This window comes from Myxacorys almedinensis A (assembly GCF_010091945.1).
Classification (GTDB): domain Bacteria; phylum Cyanobacteriota; class Cyanobacteriia; order Leptolyngbyales; family Leptolyngbyaceae; genus Myxacorys; species Myxacorys almedinensis.
Map to the genome: position 1 here is coordinate 1 of NZ_WVIE01000024.1, position 16,313 is coordinate 16,313.

Annotated in this window: 22 protein-coding genes and 1 pseudogene; 8 read left to right on the forward strand and 15 right to left on the reverse strand. The window is 49.0% G+C overall.

Annotated features, from left to right (window positions below):
• Positions 1-427, forward strand: a 427-nt coding sequence (locus GS601_RS17485; protein WP_162424579.1) for a methylated-DNA--[protein]-cysteine S-methyltransferase, incomplete at its 5' end; no start/stop codon positions are given.
• On the forward strand, positions 424-1,314 hold the full coding sequence (locus GS601_RS17490; RefSeq protein ID WP_162424580.1) for a DMT family transporter: 891 nt from the start codon (positions 424-426) through the stop codon (positions 1,312-1,314). The genes GS601_RS17485 and GS601_RS17490, both read left to right, overlap by 4 nt.
• A gap of 146 nt (positions 1,315-1,460) precedes the next feature.
• Here GS601_RS17490 and GS601_RS17495 read toward each other — a convergent pair whose 3' ends face one another.
• From GS601_RS17495 to GS601_RS17530, 8 genes are all read right to left on the reverse strand, one after another.
• Entirely contained in the window at positions 1,461-1,835 is a 375-nt protein-coding gene (locus tag GS601_RS17495; protein ID WP_162424581.1) for a DUF5615 family PIN-like protein, read from the reverse strand.
• The gene (locus tag GS601_RS17500; protein WP_162424582.1) at positions 1,819-2,061 is read right to left on the reverse strand and encodes a DUF433 domain-containing protein; all 243 of its coding nucleotides are present in this window, start codon (positions 2,059-2,061) and stop codon (positions 1,819-1,821) included. The genes GS601_RS17495 and GS601_RS17500 overlap by 17 nt, the downstream gene beginning before the upstream one ends.
• 438 nt (positions 2,062-2,499) lie before the next feature.
• Positions 2,500-3,315, reverse strand: a complete 816-nt coding sequence (locus GS601_RS17505; protein WP_162424583.1) for a phytanoyl-CoA dioxygenase family protein — start codon at positions 3,313-3,315, stop codon at positions 2,500-2,502.
• A gap of 247 nt (positions 3,316-3,562) precedes the next feature.
• Positions 3,563-3,781 carry a YgiT-type zinc finger protein gene (locus tag GS601_RS17510; RefSeq protein ID WP_162424584.1) on the reverse strand — a complete coding sequence of 73 codons (219 nt, stop codon included), beginning with the start codon at positions 3,779-3,781 and terminating at the stop codon, positions 3,563-3,565.
• Between the two features lie 2 nt (positions 3,782-3,783).
• The gene (locus tag GS601_RS17515; protein ID WP_162424585.1) at positions 3,784-4,101 is read right to left on the reverse strand and encodes a DUF4258 domain-containing protein; all 318 of its coding nucleotides are present in this window, start codon (positions 4,099-4,101) and stop codon (positions 3,784-3,786) included.
• A gap of 112 nt (positions 4,102-4,213) precedes the next feature.
• Positions 4,214-4,774, reverse strand: coding sequence for a peroxiredoxin (locus GS601_RS17520; RefSeq protein WP_162424586.1), 561 nt, complete (start codon positions 4,772-4,774; stop codon positions 4,214-4,216).
• 577 nt (positions 4,775-5,351) lie between these two features.
• The gene (locus GS601_RS17525) at positions 5,352-5,567 is read right to left on the reverse strand and encodes a hypothetical protein (protein ID WP_162424587.1); all 216 of its coding nucleotides are present in this window, start codon (positions 5,565-5,567) and stop codon (positions 5,352-5,354) included.
• A gap of 94 nt (positions 5,568-5,661) precedes the next feature.
• A complete protein-coding gene (locus tag GS601_RS17530; RefSeq protein ID WP_162424588.1) occupies positions 5,662-6,411 on the reverse strand; it encodes an NYN domain-containing protein in 750 nt (249 codons plus the stop codon).
• A 338-nt stretch (positions 6,412-6,749) separates the two neighbouring features.
• Between GS601_RS17530 and GS601_RS17535 the strand changes: the two genes are divergently transcribed.
• Both GS601_RS17535 and recR read left to right on the forward strand, forming a co-directional pair.
• Positions 6,750-7,100 carry a histidine triad nucleotide-binding protein gene (locus GS601_RS17535; protein ID WP_162424589.1) on the forward strand — a complete coding sequence of 117 codons (351 nt, stop codon included), beginning with the start codon at positions 6,750-6,752 and terminating at the stop codon, positions 7,098-7,100.
• A gap of 91 nt (positions 7,101-7,191) precedes the next feature.
• Positions 7,192-7,773: pseudogene (gene recR / locus GS601_RS17540) on the forward strand (recombination mediator RecR); the annotation flags it as partial.
• 55 nt (positions 7,774-7,828) lie between these two features.
• Here recR and GS601_RS17545 read toward each other — a convergent pair.
• A complete protein-coding gene (locus GS601_RS17545) occupies positions 7,829-8,365 on the reverse strand; it encodes a response regulator (RefSeq protein ID WP_162424590.1) in 537 nt (178 codons plus the stop codon).
• A gap of 265 nt (positions 8,366-8,630) precedes the next feature.
• On the opposite strand from GS601_RS17545, the gene lipA reads away from it, so the two are divergent.
• Complete coding sequence (gene lipA, locus GS601_RS17550; RefSeq protein WP_338017065.1) at positions 8,631-9,656, forward strand: lipoyl synthase; 1,026 nt, start codon at positions 8,631-8,633, stop codon at positions 9,654-9,656.
• A 1-nt stretch (position 9,657) separates the two neighbouring features.
• Here the strand turns inward: lipA and trpA are convergent, their stop codons facing one another.
• The 3 genes from trpA to ndhL all read right to left on the reverse strand — a co-directional run bounded on the left by trpA (position 9,658) and on the right by ndhL (position 11,063).
• Entirely contained in the window at positions 9,658-10,458 is an 801-nt protein-coding gene (gene trpA / locus GS601_RS17555) for a tryptophan synthase subunit alpha (RefSeq protein WP_162424591.1), read from the reverse strand.
• A 65-nt stretch (positions 10,459-10,523) separates the two neighbouring features.
• Positions 10,524-10,841, reverse strand: a complete 318-nt coding sequence (locus GS601_RS17560) for a DUF3007 family protein (protein WP_162424592.1) — start codon at positions 10,839-10,841, stop codon at positions 10,524-10,526.
• Positions 10,842-10,850: 9 nt separating this feature from the next.
• On the reverse strand, positions 10,851-11,063 hold the full coding sequence (gene ndhL / locus GS601_RS17565) for an NAD(P)H-quinone oxidoreductase subunit L (RefSeq protein WP_162424593.1): 213 nt from the start codon (positions 11,061-11,063) through the stop codon (positions 10,851-10,853).
• 1,023 nt (positions 11,064-12,086) lie between these two features.
• Between ndhL and GS601_RS23665 the strand changes: the two genes are divergently transcribed.
• The 3 genes from GS601_RS23665 (at position 12,087) to GS601_RS17575 (ending at position 12,778) form a co-directional block, all read left to right on the forward strand.
• Entirely contained in the window at positions 12,087-12,215 is a 129-nt protein-coding gene (locus tag GS601_RS23665) for a hypothetical protein (protein ID WP_274382000.1), read from the forward strand.
• 63 nt (positions 12,216-12,278) lie between these two features.
• On the forward strand, positions 12,279-12,509 hold the full coding sequence (locus GS601_RS17570) for a hypothetical protein (protein WP_162424594.1): 231 nt from the start codon (positions 12,279-12,281) through the stop codon (positions 12,507-12,509).
• Positions 12,506-12,778 (forward strand): type II toxin-antitoxin system RelE family toxin, encoded by a 273-nt coding sequence (locus GS601_RS17575; protein WP_162424595.1) that lies wholly within the window; start codon positions 12,506-12,508, stop codon positions 12,776-12,778. Before GS601_RS17570 ends, GS601_RS17575 begins: the two co-directional genes overlap by 4 nt.
• 143 nt (positions 12,779-12,921) lie before the next feature.
• On the opposite strand, the gene GS601_RS17580 is transcribed toward GS601_RS17575, so the two are convergent.
• Genes GS601_RS17580 through GS601_RS17590 form a run of 3 tightly spaced genes read right to left on the reverse strand, consistent with a single transcriptional unit; the run spans position 12,922 to position 16,277 of the window.
• Positions 12,922-13,641 carry an ABC transporter ATP-binding protein gene (locus GS601_RS17580; protein ID WP_162424596.1) on the reverse strand — a complete coding sequence of 240 codons (720 nt, stop codon included), beginning with the start codon at positions 13,639-13,641 and terminating at the stop codon, positions 12,922-12,924.
• A gap of 32 nt (positions 13,642-13,673) precedes the next feature.
• On the reverse strand, positions 13,674-14,891 hold the full coding sequence (locus GS601_RS17585) for an ABC transporter permease (protein ID WP_162424597.1): 1,218 nt from the start codon (positions 14,889-14,891) through the stop codon (positions 13,674-13,676).
• Between the two features lie 15 nt (positions 14,892-14,906).
• Positions 14,907-16,277: an efflux RND transporter periplasmic adaptor subunit gene (locus tag GS601_RS17590; RefSeq protein WP_162424598.1), complete on the reverse strand. Its 1,371-nt coding sequence runs from the start codon at positions 16,275-16,277 to the stop codon at positions 14,907-14,909.
• Between the last annotated feature and the right edge of the window lie 36 nt (positions 16,278-16,313).

A 16,313-nucleotide genomic window follows, 5' to 3' on the forward strand; every position in this document is an offset into this window, starting at 1 on the left:
TACCCTCGCTCGACTTGCAGCCAAAAGGCTTGCCTGCTCTCCCTCCTGCCATCTTTTAATCCGTCGAACTCACGTTAAAGAGATCTGCGAACGCATCTTCACACCCGTTACCGCTAAGAGCAAACCTTTGGTTCTTTTTGTCAAAGGAACCAATTTCCAAATTCAAGTTTGGCGGGCGCTGTTGAAAGTTCCGTTTGGAGGGATCACAACCTATCAGGGTCTAGCGGAAGCGATGGGTCGTCCAACTGCTGCGAGAGCCGTCGGCAACGCATTAGGTCGTAATCCGGTTGGGTACTTAATTCCCTGTCATCGAGTGATTCAGGAATCTGGTGATTTGGGCGGTTTCCGGTGGGGCTTGGATCGCAAAACGGTTCTGCTGGGTTGGGAAGCGAGTCAAAATCAAGCAATTGGGCAGGAGTTGACATGAAAGGTTTAGATATTGCAGAACTTTTGCTTCTTGCTGCACTGTGGGGTGGTTCATTTCTATTTATGCGGATTGCAGCACCCGTTCTCGGTCCAATTTGGCTGATTGAGTTGCGCGTCCTACTAGCAGGGTTAATACTGTTACCGATTTTAGTCCGCTTAAATCTTTGGCATGAGGTTCGACGGAATTGGATTTCGCTTTTTATTGTGGGCTGTATCAATTCTGCGATTCCGTTTGCATTGCTTGCCTTCTCATCTATATCGCTACCTGCTGGATTCACGTCTATCTTGAATGCGACAGCGCCATTGTTTGGCACGATCGTTGCTTCTGTCTGGCTTAAGGAGAGATTAACTATCACTCGGATGATTGGGTTCATTCTGGGATTCGTTGGTGTGATTATTTTGATGGGTTGGAAAACGATCACTGCAACGTCTGCTTTTGTCATGGCGGTATCGGCTGGATTACTAGCAGCATTCATGTATGCGATCGCGGCTCCTTACATCAGACAAAAATTGGCGGGCGTTCCCTCATTGGTTGTTGCAACTGGAAGCCAGCTAGGTGCAGCATTCTTACTTCTACCTGCATTGCCTTTTACAATCCCACAACAAGCACCTACGACAATCATCATCGTTTCAGTACTTGGTCTCGCTTTACTATCAACCGCATTTGCCTATATTTTGTATTTCCGCCTCATTCAAAATATTGGTTCTACAAAAGCATTGACCGTTACTTATCTAATTCCCCTATTTGCAATGCTCTGGGGCGCGGTGCTGCTCAAGGAAGCCGTAACGACATCAATGATTTTGGGATGTAGTTTGATTTTGTTAGGAACGGCGATCGCAAATGGTGTATTCAAAATGAAGTTCGGTAACAGAGTGAACAATGAGTAGCAACTTAACATTCAACTACCTTGCCAATAGGCTTGAAATACTGCCTCAACCGATTTCTCAAGCAGTACAACGGCGCGGTTGAGCGGCAGCAGATCGACCAGAACGTTAGACGAAAAGACTTTCAACTGTCCGCTCCAACCGGATTGTTAGACATCTGACACCAACGGCAAACGGCGAATACGGATACGGCTCGGCTCAACCGTAATGGCTGATCCTTGCTCTAAATCCTCCCTGCACTCAGCAATGACTGTCAATAAAAGGTCTGTGAGTGCTTGGGCGCGTAACCTTTCAATCCGAATCCGAATGACTGAAGGGGTAGTTGCTACATCAAGCGCTAGCAGTGCATGAAAATCTGCATCAAGAGTTACAACGATACGCTCCTCGTCTTTAGCTCGCTGGATAATGTCTGCATCTTCAGCCTCAGACATCCCGATTTCACCCACATGAATTGTGTCGATGTCTGCATCTCGTAACAACGCTGCCGCAGAGAGTGGCAATCCCTGATCAAGCAACAGTTTCATAGCGATTAGGTAACTCAATGATGCGATCGTCCAAGTAAGAAGAGGCGAAAATTAGAGCTTGCCGGATATCTTCATCCTCCAGTTCTGGAAACTCTTGATGTAACTCTTCTCGATCAGGATAAGTTGCGAGTAGCTCAATCACCCGACGAACCGTAAGGCGAAGGTTACGGATGCAAGGTTGCCCATTCATCCGGTTTGGATTGCTCGTAATACGATCGAGTTTCATTAGAGTGCTTCCAACGCTTCATTATTATCTTAACCTTCATAAGGATAAGCCATACCTGCAATACAGGCTCCACATATCCATTCTCCATCATCATATAACCCGTCCCCCATACTGTCTTTGCACCCACAACTAGAACAAGTCAGTAAAATCGGTCGCGAGGCTTCTTTCTTTTGCTCAAGGTAAGAAGTGGGAGGATGACGTAGTGTAGGAGAAACTGCAAACTTGCCACAATTTGGACACCACTGACCGCCGTTGTGTTCAATTGTCTGCGTGGTTTTACACTTGGGACATAGGTTGGACATAGTAGTTCACTTATCTCTGTACAGCTACTTAACAGAGTTACCATTTCTGCAAGATGCCTAACGTTCCGACTGAGCGGGTGCAAGTAACCTTTGTAACACCACCAAGATCTTCCAACAGTCCGCTCTAGTCGGGTTGTTATGCCGCGCCTACGTCTGACTTTCTCAAAGCTCTGCAAACAGCCTCTTCAATAGGGATAGAAGACGTTTCCTTGTCTATATACTTAATCGGAGACGTTTCCTTGTCTGCAACCTCAAAGGCTCCAACCGGGTAAAGCGGTGGTTGAGTCATGAATCGAGGTTGAGAGCCACGATTGATCTGGGCAGCATGAACCAAAAATGGATGGCAGAGGTAAACTGTCCCCGCTGCCCCTGTCGCAATCACTTCGGGGCAGTTTGCCGTAGCACTTACATCAAAATCCGTTAACCCTTCTTCTCCAGCAGGTTCGAGGATTTGTGCTACCACTAGATGCGAACCCACTCGAATCCGGGTCGGTGCGTCCTGCTCACCCACATCCGAAAACAAGAACAACATCAATAATGCGCGATCGCGGGAATGGATATTGATGCGCCATGTTGAATAATCATTCGGGTCTGAGTCTTCGCCTGGGAAGCTTGAGTCAATGTGCCAACCTGTGTCGCCGGGGTCTTCATTAATTGGAAAGCGCACAATGCAATATCCTGAACTAAACCTTGGTTGCCATCGCCCCTGACCCACAAGCTGATCGAAGGCGGTACGCAATTTCCGCGTGTTCGCTGCTTGTACAAACGGTGGTTCACTGTGATCCGGAGTCCGAATTACAGGCTTCTTCCAGGTTAAGCAATCGTCGGGGTCGCATCCAGTGTCAGCCCAAAAAATCTTGCGGCATCGATCTGCAAGCTCGCGAGAAAATGCCTGCTCAACTCGGACATATCCGTTGGTAATGAACTGTTCAATTTGTTCGTTTGTCAACATTTGGGCTGATGACTCCACCGACGATCGCGCAAGAACCTGTAAATGTTGCCGATCATACTACATAATACTACAAAGCTGCAATTGCTTGAACTATGAACACTCACAAATAACTTTTATGCTACTGTCCCACTCAAGATTTAGCGGCTCAAGATTTAGCGGCATAACGTTCCGGTTGAGCGGCTGCAAAGAACTTTTGTATCATCACCCAGATCTCTCAACAGTCCGCTCCAGCCGGGTTGTTATACGGCTATCGCGACGACTGGCTAACTAACGTAGCTGTCTCTCGATCTAAACTGACCAATGCTTCCTGGATCAAATCAACCTCGCGTGCTTCAAACAAAACCTCGCCGCATTGAGCACAAACCCACGCTGGAATGTTATCCCACGACACACGATAGCCATTTCGGTCAATGGAAAATGGGGCGGTTCCGCGTCGCATTTGGGCTTTACAGCACAAGCATTCCATTCTTAAAGTCTCCTTCTAAAATCTGATGTCCACTGGTCAGGCTTAGGTAAATATGCTGTGATGATAGCTAAATATTCGTCTTTCGGCGCACAGACCACATGGATCGCTCGGTCGTCTTGCCCAAATCCCAACATGAGGCAACTGTGCCCTCTTGCGTCTTCCGGGTAATCTTCAATCACCTCACCTGTTTTGATTACCACTTCAACCTCAGTCGTTGCGATCATACGATCTGGGCGCGACATCTGCCTAATCGTATGAGGTAGAAACAGCAATCGTTTATCTGCTGCTGCTCGAACTCGCTGTAGAATGTCATCAGCCAAAACTAACCGCTCACAACTCTACTTTGTGCAAACATAATTTTGCCGCTATTGCGAATTTGGATATTAAGCAATCTTCTGGCTTACAACTCCTAAGCCCGCTCCAAGCGAATTGTTATATGGCGCTTTTCCGCAACCAGTCAATAACTTCATTAGCATTGCTATCAGGAGGAAAGACCGGGTAGAAGGCTTTAACAATTTTCCCTACCTTTGCAATTAGTGTCACTCGTTTAATAAGCCGCTGCCCTCCTATCTCAAAAGTTGGCAATTTTAATGTATCAGCAAAACTTAAATCAAAATCGCTCAAAAGCTCAAACGGTAAATGAAGCCGCTCTATTGCCTCTTTTTGATGTTCGGTACTTTGCGTGCTAAGTCCAAACACTTGCGCTCCTAACTCGCCTAGCTCTTGGTGATGATCCCGAAAGGCACAGGATTGTGGAGTACATCCCCTTACCCCAGGAATCTCATCCCAACCATTAGGTAGCGGAATACCAGGCTGACCTGTCATTGGGTAGCAATAAACGACAACATAACCTGCGATCGCTGATAAATTTACCCATCTACCTTGAGTTGAAAACAAAGTGATCGATGGCAAAGACCTCTCTAGCAAATGATTGCAAGCGCCATCGTCTACTGGAACAGGTAAATCTTTCGGCAACTCTGTCAGTTTTTCCATATGACTCTCTGTTTTTGCAATTCACCTGATGCTAACAGATAACCTCTCAACCACTTCTCTACCAGAAACTTGAGCCGTATAACGACTCAAATCAGCGGCGGCAAGCAACCTCGAACTCAGCACCAGGATCTCCCAACCGTCCGCTGCATTTGAATTGTTAGCTGGCTGGCTACGACTTCAGGCTTATCTCAAACTCCAACTTAGAACGGTAAAAACAAACATCAAATTCAAGAAAAAAGTTCGTCTGACCAAAAATTAGTGGCGCGTTCGGACTTCTTACCCATGCAAATACTAATTCGGTGGGTGGGAACTCTTCAATGTGAGTGATCGCAGAGAAAGGCATCGCTGGCTGATTGCTGAGGTTACCCGCTAATTGAATAACGGCTCTACGATCATCCCAAACACCTCCCAACTGTAAGCCGATGTCATAAGGTAAGACGTTAACTGTAGCTCCACTATCCACTAAACCAGTCGCTTCAACCCTTCGATCTTCTCGGCACAAGGACACTGGCAACCTCGGTAAACTGTCAAACTCGTTCTGAATTGGGCTGCTGGTTGAATACTTGAATCGCATACATCAAGATTGGTTTAGCTTTGACTGCTCAAGGGCTTCCATCAAAACTGCCCCAGCCCCAAAACTATCGTATGGAGTTGGCAAATCATAGGTTTTGAAGGGTTCTAAAGGTGAAATATCCTCAACCATATCCAAGTCTTCAGCCAGAATCCGGATTAGTCTGAGTTTTTCCGGTGCAGAGAGCTGTCGTGCTGCTGGTAGTACTTCAGCTAATGTCATATCTGTGCTTCCTTGTAAGAATTCACATCTATAGCTTACTCGATAGCAAGCTGATTAGGCTTAAGGCTTTATTCTTAAGCGATGAGGAGCCTCGCTAAACTTTTAGAGCAGTACCATTCTTTTGCTTGCTCCTCACGTAAACTGCTTTATTTTTTCGCTGAATCTCAAATAGGTCAATAGCCTCGAACAAACCACTTAACTTTGCATATCCGTAGTTACGTGGGTCAAAAGATGCCTGGTTTGCTATGTGCCCACCAATCTCTGCTAGATTCGCCCAGCCATCATCATCTAGAGTACTGGAGACAGCACCTCTTAATAAACTGATTAGTTTTGTGTCTTGCTTCAACTCTTTACCAGTTTTCTTAACACTTGCAGAAACCTTGGAAGTCTCCTCAGAATTTACTGCTTGATCGATAGTTTCTAAATATAAAAATGTTGAACACGCATAAACAAAGGGCAAAGGTGTTTTTTTCTCACCAAATCCATAGACTTTCAAGCCATTTGTCAAAATCCGCATCACTAAAGGAGTAAAGTCACAATCACTCGATACGATTGCAAAAGCATCCAACTGCTGTGTATATAGCAAATCCATTGCATCAATGATCATTGCAGCATCAGTAGCATTTTTGCCCTTTGTGTAGTCAAACTGCTGGACGGGACGAATCGCATATTCGTGTAAGCACTCTTCCCAAGTTTTCAGAGCAGGACTTTTCCAGTTTCCGTAAGCCTTACGAATATTGGCAACTCCATACTTTGCTATTTCAGACACGATCGCCTCAATTTTGGATGCAGGGGCGTTATCTGCATCAATCAGCAGCGCAATTTTTGATTCTGATTGCTGCATATTTCTCCAGGGGTGCTGGTTGCTTTAAATTCTGAACTCTGACAGACACCCTTCAAGTATGTCCAAACCGACAACCGAAGCCAGCTAACTTCTTTTTAGAGAGAAAGTTTCCGCATATCACCCTAAATCAGGCGGATCGGCGGAAACTTTCCGTATAGTACGCTGACATAGGTGGAGCGGCAGAGACTTTCAGCATCTCTTCAGATATGTACGGCTGTCAGCGCAAGATATCGACTGCGAGTTTAAGCAAAGGTGAGGCTGGTATAATGAACAGCGATTAGCGAATGAACCGCGTCATCTAAATCTCTTATTACCCAATCTTCTGCCTCCAACGTGTTATGAACGACCCCAACGACACCATTTTCGGCAAAATTATTCGGAAAGAGATTGATGCCGACATCGTTTATGAAGATAATCTAGCCCTTGCCTTTCGAGATGTGAATCCTCAAGCTCCGGTGCATATTTTGGTGATTCCCAAGCAAACGATCGCAAAGCTCTCTGATGCAGAATCCCAAGATCATGCGTTGATGGGGCATTTGTTACTCACCGCAAAACGGGTTGCCGAGCAAGTTGGACTGACGAACGGATATCGCTTAGTCATCAACACCGGAGACGACGGCGGGCAGACCGTCGATCACCTTCATTTACATGTCCTGGGAGGGCGATCAATGGCATGGCCTCCAGGTTAAGCAGCAAAAGTCGGCTAATGTCTGCGGCACGCAACTCGCTACGCTACGATCGACATAGAAATTCGGAGGAAGGACAACGGTTTACACACGCCCCCTCGCTCGATTAATTGAGCACCTTCAACATCTACCTGGCATTGGTCCAAAATCCGCTCAGCGCCTAGCATTGCACATTCTAAAGCGCCCCGAAGAAGAAGTTAAAGCCCTAGCCATGGCATTGGTAGAAGCTAAGCTACAGGTGGGCTACTGTTCGGTGTGTGGTCATCTATCGGCAGAGCCAGTATGTGATATTTGTCGTGCGCCCAATCGAGACAGCAAAACGATCTGCATTGTTGCCGATTCGAGAGACGTGATTGCGCTAGAGAAAACGAGAGAATATCGAGGCAAGTATCACGTTTTGGGCGGACTCATTTCACCCATTGATGGGATCGGTCCAGAACAACTCAGTATTCAACAACTTGTCCGGCGAGTCAGCCAGCAGAAGGTTGAAGAAGCCATTCTGGCTATCAGTCCCAGTGTTGAAGGTGAAACCACAACCTTGTACGTGGGGCACTTGCTCAAACCCTTTACCCGCGTTACCCGGATCGCGTTTGGGTTGCCCATGGGCGGCGATCTAGAATATGCAGACGAAGTGACGTTGGCACGAGCACTTGAAGGTCGGCGCGACCTCGAATGAAAAAAGGACGCTCTCAGAGCATCCTTTTCTAGGGCAACCCGTTGCGATCGCTGGGCTATTTCATCTTTTGTTTGATGAACGCCATGATCTGAGCCATCTGCTTCTTCATCGCATCCATCTCTGCCTGCATCTTGGCAATTTTGATGGTGAGGGCTTGAACCTCTGCGGCTCCGGCTCCTTCTGTGGGTGGAACGGTTGGATCGGCAGCCGGACGACGTTTGGCTTTCGTCATCGCCGCTTTGATGGCGTCAATTAGCCCTTTCTGGTCAAAGGGTTTCTGAACAAATTCAAAGTACTCAAACGGCTCTCGAAATTTTTCAGCAACTTCCTCCTTTCGACCAGACATCAAAACGAGGGGAATTGACTGCAAATCGGCTTGACCTTGAATTTGCTGAAAGACTTCCCAGCCGCTCATGCGAGGCAGCAAAAAATCTAACATAATAATAGTCGGGCGTTCTTGCCGAATTTTGTTGATGCCCTCAACGCCATCTTTGGCTTCTAGGACTTCAAAATTTCCTTTGGGCAGCATGTCTCGCACCATTGTGCGAATAACAGTGCTGTCATCTATCACTAAAATCTTGTGACCTGCCACAATTGAACTCCTCTTAATGAGACTGAGAACAGAAAAACTTTAATATCGTCAGGGTGTAACCCCCACATTTGGCAAGCCAGAGAGGGGCTGACCCAGTGAGCTAAAAAATCTTACAAATATAGTCATCCGATGGGCGAAGGCAGTGCGCGATCGCAGCAAATTCAGTACTAAAATGTGCCAAACATGACCCAGTGTAGCTCCTAACTTCAAAATTGAACGGCAGGTTCTGTGCTCAACAGCGTGGCACTTCGCCCACTTTAGCGATGTGTTTGTCTCCCCGTATTTGATGACCGTGGTTGCCAGCACGTTAACCAAACTGAGTCCTAGTATTCCCACCTCCATGTCACTAGAAACGTCACCAGAAACCAATTCCATCCCTTCGCTAGCTTCTGTTCCGCCGCCCAAGCCCAAAGGGGTCTCCCTGCCAGATTGGTTGAGGCGTCCGCTAGGTAAAGCGAGCGAAATTTCTACGGTTCAAAAAATTATCAAGCAGCGCAACATTCATACAATCTGTGAAGAAGGACGGTGTCCCAATCGGGGCGAATGTTATGCCCAAGGAACGGCGAGTTTTTTACTCATGGGACCGACGTGCACGCGATCGTGCGGGTTTTGTCAGGTGGATAAGGGTCATGCCCCGATGCCGCTTGATCTTGATGAACCTCAGAAAGTGGCAGAATCAGTGCGATCGCTAGGATTGCGATATGTCGTCCTCACATCGGTGGCGCGAGATGATTTGCCTGATCAAGGAGCCGGTTGGTTTGCTGAGACAATGGCACGGATTCGCCAGGTGAATCGGCAGACGCAGATTGAGGTATTGACGCCTGATTTTTGGGGTGGGCGAGGCGCTGGAGAAGCACCAGAAGACTTGCAGCAGCAGCGAATTGCAACGATCGTAGCTGCAAAACCTGCTTGCTATAACCATAATATTGAGACGGTGAAGCGCTTACAGGCTCCGGTGCGGCGGGGAGCAACGTACGATCGCACACTCCGAGTTCTGCAATTGGTTAAACAACTAGATCCTACAATTCCTACCAAGTCAGGCTTAATGCTGGGGCACGGAGAAACCGAAGCAGAAGTGATCCAAACGCTGAGCGATCTTCGGGCAGTGGAGTGCGATCGCGTCACGCTTGGTCAATACCTGCGCCCCTCCTTGGCACACCTTCCTGTTCAGAAATACTGGCATCCTGACGAGTTTGAGAACCTAGGGGCGATCGCACGGGATCTAGGATTCTCTCATGTGCGATCGGGGCCACTGGTCAGAAGTTCTTACCACGCAGGCGAAGGAGAGTAGGTTACTCAACAGCGATCGCACTTCGCAAACTTTGGCAAAATTGGGCGATCGCTGCCAACCCTTCATTGGGCGTTCCTTCCGAGAGGCGCTTTACAAACGCACTGCCCACAATTACCCCATCTGCTCCCCACTCCATGACTTGCCGCGCCTGATCAGGGTGAGAAATCCCAAATCCGACCCCGATCGGTTTGTCGGTGACTTGGCGGAGTTCTAAAAGCAAATCTTTGACGCGGGTTTGCATCTGCGATCGCATCCCCGTGACACCCGTTGTGCTGACGAGGTAGATAAACCCTTGAGAGCGTTGCGCGATCGCGGCGATCCGCTCAGGTGGGCTAGTAGGCGCAACGAGTAAAATAAGTTCGATCCCGTGCTTTTGGGCAGGCGTCAAGAGCGCGTCTGCTTCTTCTAGCGGCAAGTCTGGCACAACTAATCCTTTTACGCCTGCTTCTGAAAGTTCTTGGAGAAACCGTTCGATGCCGCGATTGAGGATGGGGTTGTAGTACATGAAAAGAACAATTGGCGATCGCAAGTCTGGTGTCACCTCTTTGAGCAACCGAAGCACATCGTCAAGCCGCGTTCCTTGGTGGAGCGATCGCGTTGCCGCCGCTTGAATCACTGGACCATCTGCCAACGGGTCAGAGTAGGGCACACCTAGCTCGATGAGGTCGGCTCCACTGCGATCGAGCACTCGTAATGCTTCTGCCGTCGTCCCCAAATCTGGATCGCCAGCCGTAATAAAGGGAATCAGGGCACATCGAGCGTGATCTCGAAGCTGCTCGAAGCATTGAGAAACTGAAGTCATGGCTATCCTCTAGAAAGCGTAGATCAGTAGGGTACTGTAAATTTGCTCCTAGACCTACCCATTTATCACGACCCTGGCTTTCCTTTCTTTTCCTGCTCAATCTCCGCCTGAAGCTTTTCTAGCTCCTCTGGCGTCAATTCTTCTAACCGCTTCTGAAGCACGGCGTCCTCATAATCTTTTAGCTGCTGGTTATAGGTCATATCTTTGCTGACCACGCGGAACAAATAGCTTGCTAGCCAGCCCAACAAGCCGCCCACTAGCAGCAGTTGACTCCAAATCCCAGCACTCAGACTATCGATGCCAGCGCCTTTCAGCAGAAAATAGGGCGCTCCACCCGCAATGAAGACCCCGATTGTAATTGCGATCGCATCAATTCGACGCATTGACGTTCCTTATGCCTCAATCTGACGGCGCTTTGGTCTGAAATTGAGAAACGGTGAGAGCGCAAACAAACCAGGAAAGAAGAAAAATACCATAAAGTACATAAATGCTCGTTCAAACGAACTTGCAACGTACCAACGCTTCTGTAAGTAAAAGAATAGGATCAGGGGCACAACTAACAGGTAAGTTCCACCAAGCGCCAAGTATAAGAGAGCAACAAGCATAGCTGTACTGCTGTAGCAACTCCTCTATCGTACCGTTTTTCATCGTCAGAAACAGGCTTTACCAACAGGACTTACGCACTGAGTGACATCACGACATTGACCTATAAATGACACGAACCCAATCTGTCGCGACACTGAACCGAGACTTAACCACACAAACAAGATTCGTCACGACATAAACAAGATTCGTCACGACACAAACAAGATTCGTGACCACAGGAACCTTGTTCGTAACGACCTAGGGATGCACTGCAACATCTACAACGTTTTTCGTCAGCCCTGACTAAACCTCGACCATTCGATTTGGCGCATAGAAACGATAGCTATTGCTAGAGGCGTTGCATGGCTCGTAACGAATACGAGTAAAAAAGTTGATAAGTTGCTCAATTAATGGTGAAATAAACAAGGTAAAAGCTCAGCTTCTGTCCAAAATCGGCTTGTAACTAACAAAGAAGAAGCCATCGCGCTAATTTTTTGCAGGTCTGAGTTAGATTCTGGCACTGTAGCTGAAGCAGACTTGGGGGCGTGGCGGAATGGTAGACGCTACGGACTTAGATAAATTGAGCACCTGAGCAGAAATGCTCTGTGTGAATGGAGTCAAATTCGGTGAACGCTTTAACCTGCCAACGCCGAGCTAAGCTCTAGACAAACATGCTGTATTTCAAGCAACGTGTTGCTAGAGAAAGTGTAGAGACTAGACGGCTCCTACCTGACTGGTGCATCGCGCTAAAAGGTAAAGGCATAGTCCAGACTACAAACACGCTTAAGGTGAAACCGACTCGAAGCGTGGTAGCGAAAGCTACAGTAGTAAGAAAATCCGTTGACCGAAAGGTCGTAAGGGTTCAAGTCCCTTCGCCCCCATTTTTATATCAGTTTAGCGATCGCAGCCGCACGATCGCAGCGTCTGGCTTCAGTTCATTGGTAGGGAGTTATCCAGCGCGAGTTCAGTATAAATCCTAAGGGACGAATGTCCAGATTAAAATGAAGGGGCAACTGTTGAGACGTTGAAACGAGGTCAAGCCCATGACAGTTAGGCAACCCCGCTACAGCAAAGAAGAGGTTGCTCGACGTGGCGATGAGATTTATGAATCTCAAGTGCGCCAACAGGTCGAGGAAGGCAATTATGGCAAGATCGTAGGGTATGACAGTTGAGAATCTAAGACTGAGAGTTCAGTGCGTTGAGTAGAATTGAGATACAAGCTCATCCTCAAACCCATGACAGAACTTCTTCAGCAAGTCATTTCAGAAATTCAGAAACTGCCTGCTGATCAGCAAGATGCGATCGCGTCGCGTCTCATGGCTGAACTGAAAGACGAACAGAGATGGACAGAGCAGTTTGAATCAACGACGGATGAACAATGGGAGCGATTGGCTAACATGGTTCGGCAAGAAATCGCAAGCGGTGAGACGGTTCCATTGGATAAGGTTTTTCCGGTTAAGCCATGAAATCGAGTGTCACAAAAGCATTCCGCAAGCGGCTTGATCGACTTTCCGCAACAGTGCAAGAGCAGGCTGACAAGGCATATGAACTCTGGCGTGAAGATCCATACCATACTAGTTTGCAGTTCAAGCGAGTAAGTCAACGCCAACCAATTTATTCTGCGCGTGTCAGCATTGACTATCGAGTTCTAGGGTTGCTGGAATCAGACGACCACATTTATTGGTTCTGGATTGGGGCGCATGACGAGTACGATGAGTTGCTGAAAAGACTGTAGTTTCTAGTCGCTCTGTTGAGGCACGGTCTAACACACAGTGAAGCGGACTGAAGGAAGCCGCTTGGGGTGGTGCTAAGATGCTGGCAGCCGATGACTAGAGCGGTTAGCGGCGCGAAACAAGCATTTCTACTCTTTCACCGCACCTAAGCCGCCGTTACAGTTGCCAAATCTTCTGGGGCAAGGTAGGGCTGCATCACTTGACCATCTTTAAACCAAATCACTCGGTCGGTGCATCGAGCCACCTCAGATTCGTGGGTCACCATTACGACCGTCATTCCACCTTGGTTGAGTTCGCCAAAAATAGTGAGAATTTCTTTAGTGGTCGTTGAGTCTAGCGCGCCGGTTGGTTCGTCTGCCAAAAGCAGCACCGGACGATTGACAATAGCTCGCGCGATCGCAACTCGTTGTTGCTGCCCTCCCGATAGCTGATTCGGTCGATTTTGCAACCGTTGCCCCAATCCCACCCGCATCAACGCCTCTGTGGCTCGCTCTTTGCGCTCGGCAGGGGAAATGCTGGCATAAACCATTGGCAACATGACGTTTTCTAAGGCAGATAGTTGAGGCAATAGGTGAAACTGCTGAAATACAAAGCCAAGTTTCTGATTGCGGATGTGTGCCAAGTCGCGATCGCTCATCTGCGCCACATCTTGCCCGTCTAAATAGTAGCTCCCGTCGGTGGGGCGATCCAAACATCCAATCACATTCATCATGGTGGATTTGCCCGACCCTGACGCACCCATAATCGAACAATACTCGCCTTGCTCAATGGTCAGATCGACCCCTGCTAAGGCGCGAACTTCCGTATCCCCCGACCCGTAGATTTTGGTGATTCCTTCCAGCCGGACGATCGTAGATAGAGGCATAGGACAAGAGGTAAAGGAAACGTAGGCGTAACTTAGGCACTTCTGAGGGCAACGATCGGATCGAGCTTGGCGGCTTGTCGGGCAGGAATGACGCCAAACACCAAGCCAATGGTGCCGGATACTCCGACTGCCAGTGCGATCGCGGTCGGTGAAACAACGGCTTTCAACGGGCTAAAGGTGGCAACCAAAAGGGTACCGCCTACTCCAACCCCGGTGCCGATCAAGCCACCCGCCGCCGATAGCAGAACGGCTTCAATCATAAACTGCACGAGAATATCTTGACCGGATGCGCCGATCGCTTTTCGTAGCCCAATTTCTTGAGTGCGTTCGGTAACAGACACTAGCATGATATTCATGATGCCGATGCCACCAACGAGCAACGAGACACCCGCGATCGCGGCTAACATCGCCGTTAGCCCCCCCGTGATCGTGCCAACAATTTGCAAAATATCCTTCTGAGTCTGCACCGTAAAATCATCTTGATCGACAATTTTATGGCGGCGTCTCAGCAAATTACTGATCTGAAACTCGGCGGCGGGAACGCTGGCTTCGTCTTTGGCAGATACTGAAATAATCGTCACATCCAGCCCATACGGGGACGTTCGCCCGGTTAAGGTGCTCGCCATCGTTGTCAGAGGAATGTAGGCGACATCATCCTGGTTGCTGCCCAAAAACGAGCCTTTAGCCTGCATCACCCCAATCACTTGAAAACTCACATTGCGAATGCGGATGCGTTTTCCGATCGGGTCTTGATCGCTAAAAAATCGATTGGCAAGATCCGAACCCAAAATCACCACACGTTGATTACGCTTGAGATCGAGATCGGTAAGAAACCGTCCTTTCGCTACATCAAAACTGCGAACTGATAAAAACGAAGGCGTGGTTCCGGTGACGGTAGAGCTTGAATTGAGTCCGCCGTAGACAATCGGGTACTGACCTTGCTTTTGGGCAGCCACCTCCTGCGCCGCCGGAACTTGAGCCGCGATCGCGGTGGCATCATCCCAAACCAGGGTTCGCGGCAGGTTTGTGGTGCGCTGGCGCGCCTGACCGCTACCCGGCGAGACAAACAACACATTCGGACCCAACGACTCAAACTGCTCAGACGCTAACCGCTGCGCCCCTTGACCAATCCCCACCATCGCAATCACAGACGCATTGCCAATAATCATGCCTAGCATCGTCAAACTGCTCCGCATCTTGTTGGCGGTTAGCGTTTTGACGGCCATTCTTCCACTTTCTACCCAATCCATTTCGCTCCTTCCTTTCTAGCTGTCGGGTGTGCCTAACTTTTGCCCTTCTGGAGGCTGAACATAAATCAGATCGCCCGATTGCAAACCGCTCACGATTTGGGTTTCGTTGTCAAAGGTCAACCCTGTTTTTACCGTTTGAAAGGTTGGCTTCTCGGTGCCCGGAACCCAAACTCCAGTTTTGCCGCGATTGGTTGAAAGGGCTGCCGTGGGCACAACCACGGTGTTGTCTAGTTTTTCACCTAGAAAACTCACGTCGGCGTTCATTTTAGAGCGCAGTTGGTCTTTGCCAGTGAGGAGCGCCACTCGAACTTCAAACGAGGTCACGTCTCGATCTACGATCGCTTCAGGCGCAATCCGGCGGACTCGTCCTTTAAACACTTGATCTGGATAGGCATCGACCCGAATATCTACTTCTTGCCCCTGCCTAATCTGCCCAATGTCTACTTCGGGCACTCTTGCCCTCACTTCTAGCCCGTTTGCCAAAGCAAAAATGGAGGTAGACGTCGCGCCGTCTGCGGTTGCCGAGGCTTGAGTCGTTGGCGTGACAAAGGCCCCAACCGTGGCATAGCGCTGCGTAATGATTCCGGCAAAGGGGGCACGAATGAAGCTGTCTTCCATTCGATTTTCTACGCCCCTAAGCTGCCCCTTCGCGCTGGTTAACTGAGCGTCCGCCTGAGCAATTTCTTCAGGGCGTGCCCCGTTTCGCTGTTGCCGAAGTTGCTGAACAGCTTGCTCATACTGGGCTTGGGCTTGGCTGAGTTGGGCTTGCGCTTGTCCAACAGTTTCTCTAGCGGTTTGCTCTTTGCGCTGAAACTCGTCTAAGGCATTAACCGCGATCGCACCTTGATCGGCGAGTTCTTGCTGCCGCCCAGTTTGGCGACGGGCAAACTCAAGGGCAGAATTGGCATCGGCAACTACCCGGCGGACGCGGTTAATTTCGCTCTGTGCCCGACTCACCTCTGCTTCTGCTTGGCGAATTTCTTCGATTCGTGTTCCGGCTTTTAGCTGGTTCAGCTTGGCTTGGGCTTCTGCCACTCGCGCCTGCGCTTGAATGCGTTCTGCGTCAACATCTTGACTGTCCATCCGAGCGACAATCTGACCCTGCTCAACCCGATCCCCTTGATCTACCAGGATCTGAGCAATCTGCCCCGCCGATTTAGGACTTAAGTTCACCGTCTGATATGGAATCACTTCGCCACTAGCAGCAATCCGAACCGTTACGGTCTTTGCCTCGACCGGGGCAGTTGCAGTTGTGATCGCTTGGCGCGGGGCTAGGGTACGAGCAATCAAAAATCCTGTTCCAGAAACTGCGATCGTACCTGCTGCCATAGCTCCGATCAGCCAGGGAGCGGGCTTCTGAGTTTTGCCAATAAAAGGGAGATGCATTCGTCTAAATCCAGTGTAGAGAGAGGGATTAGTGAG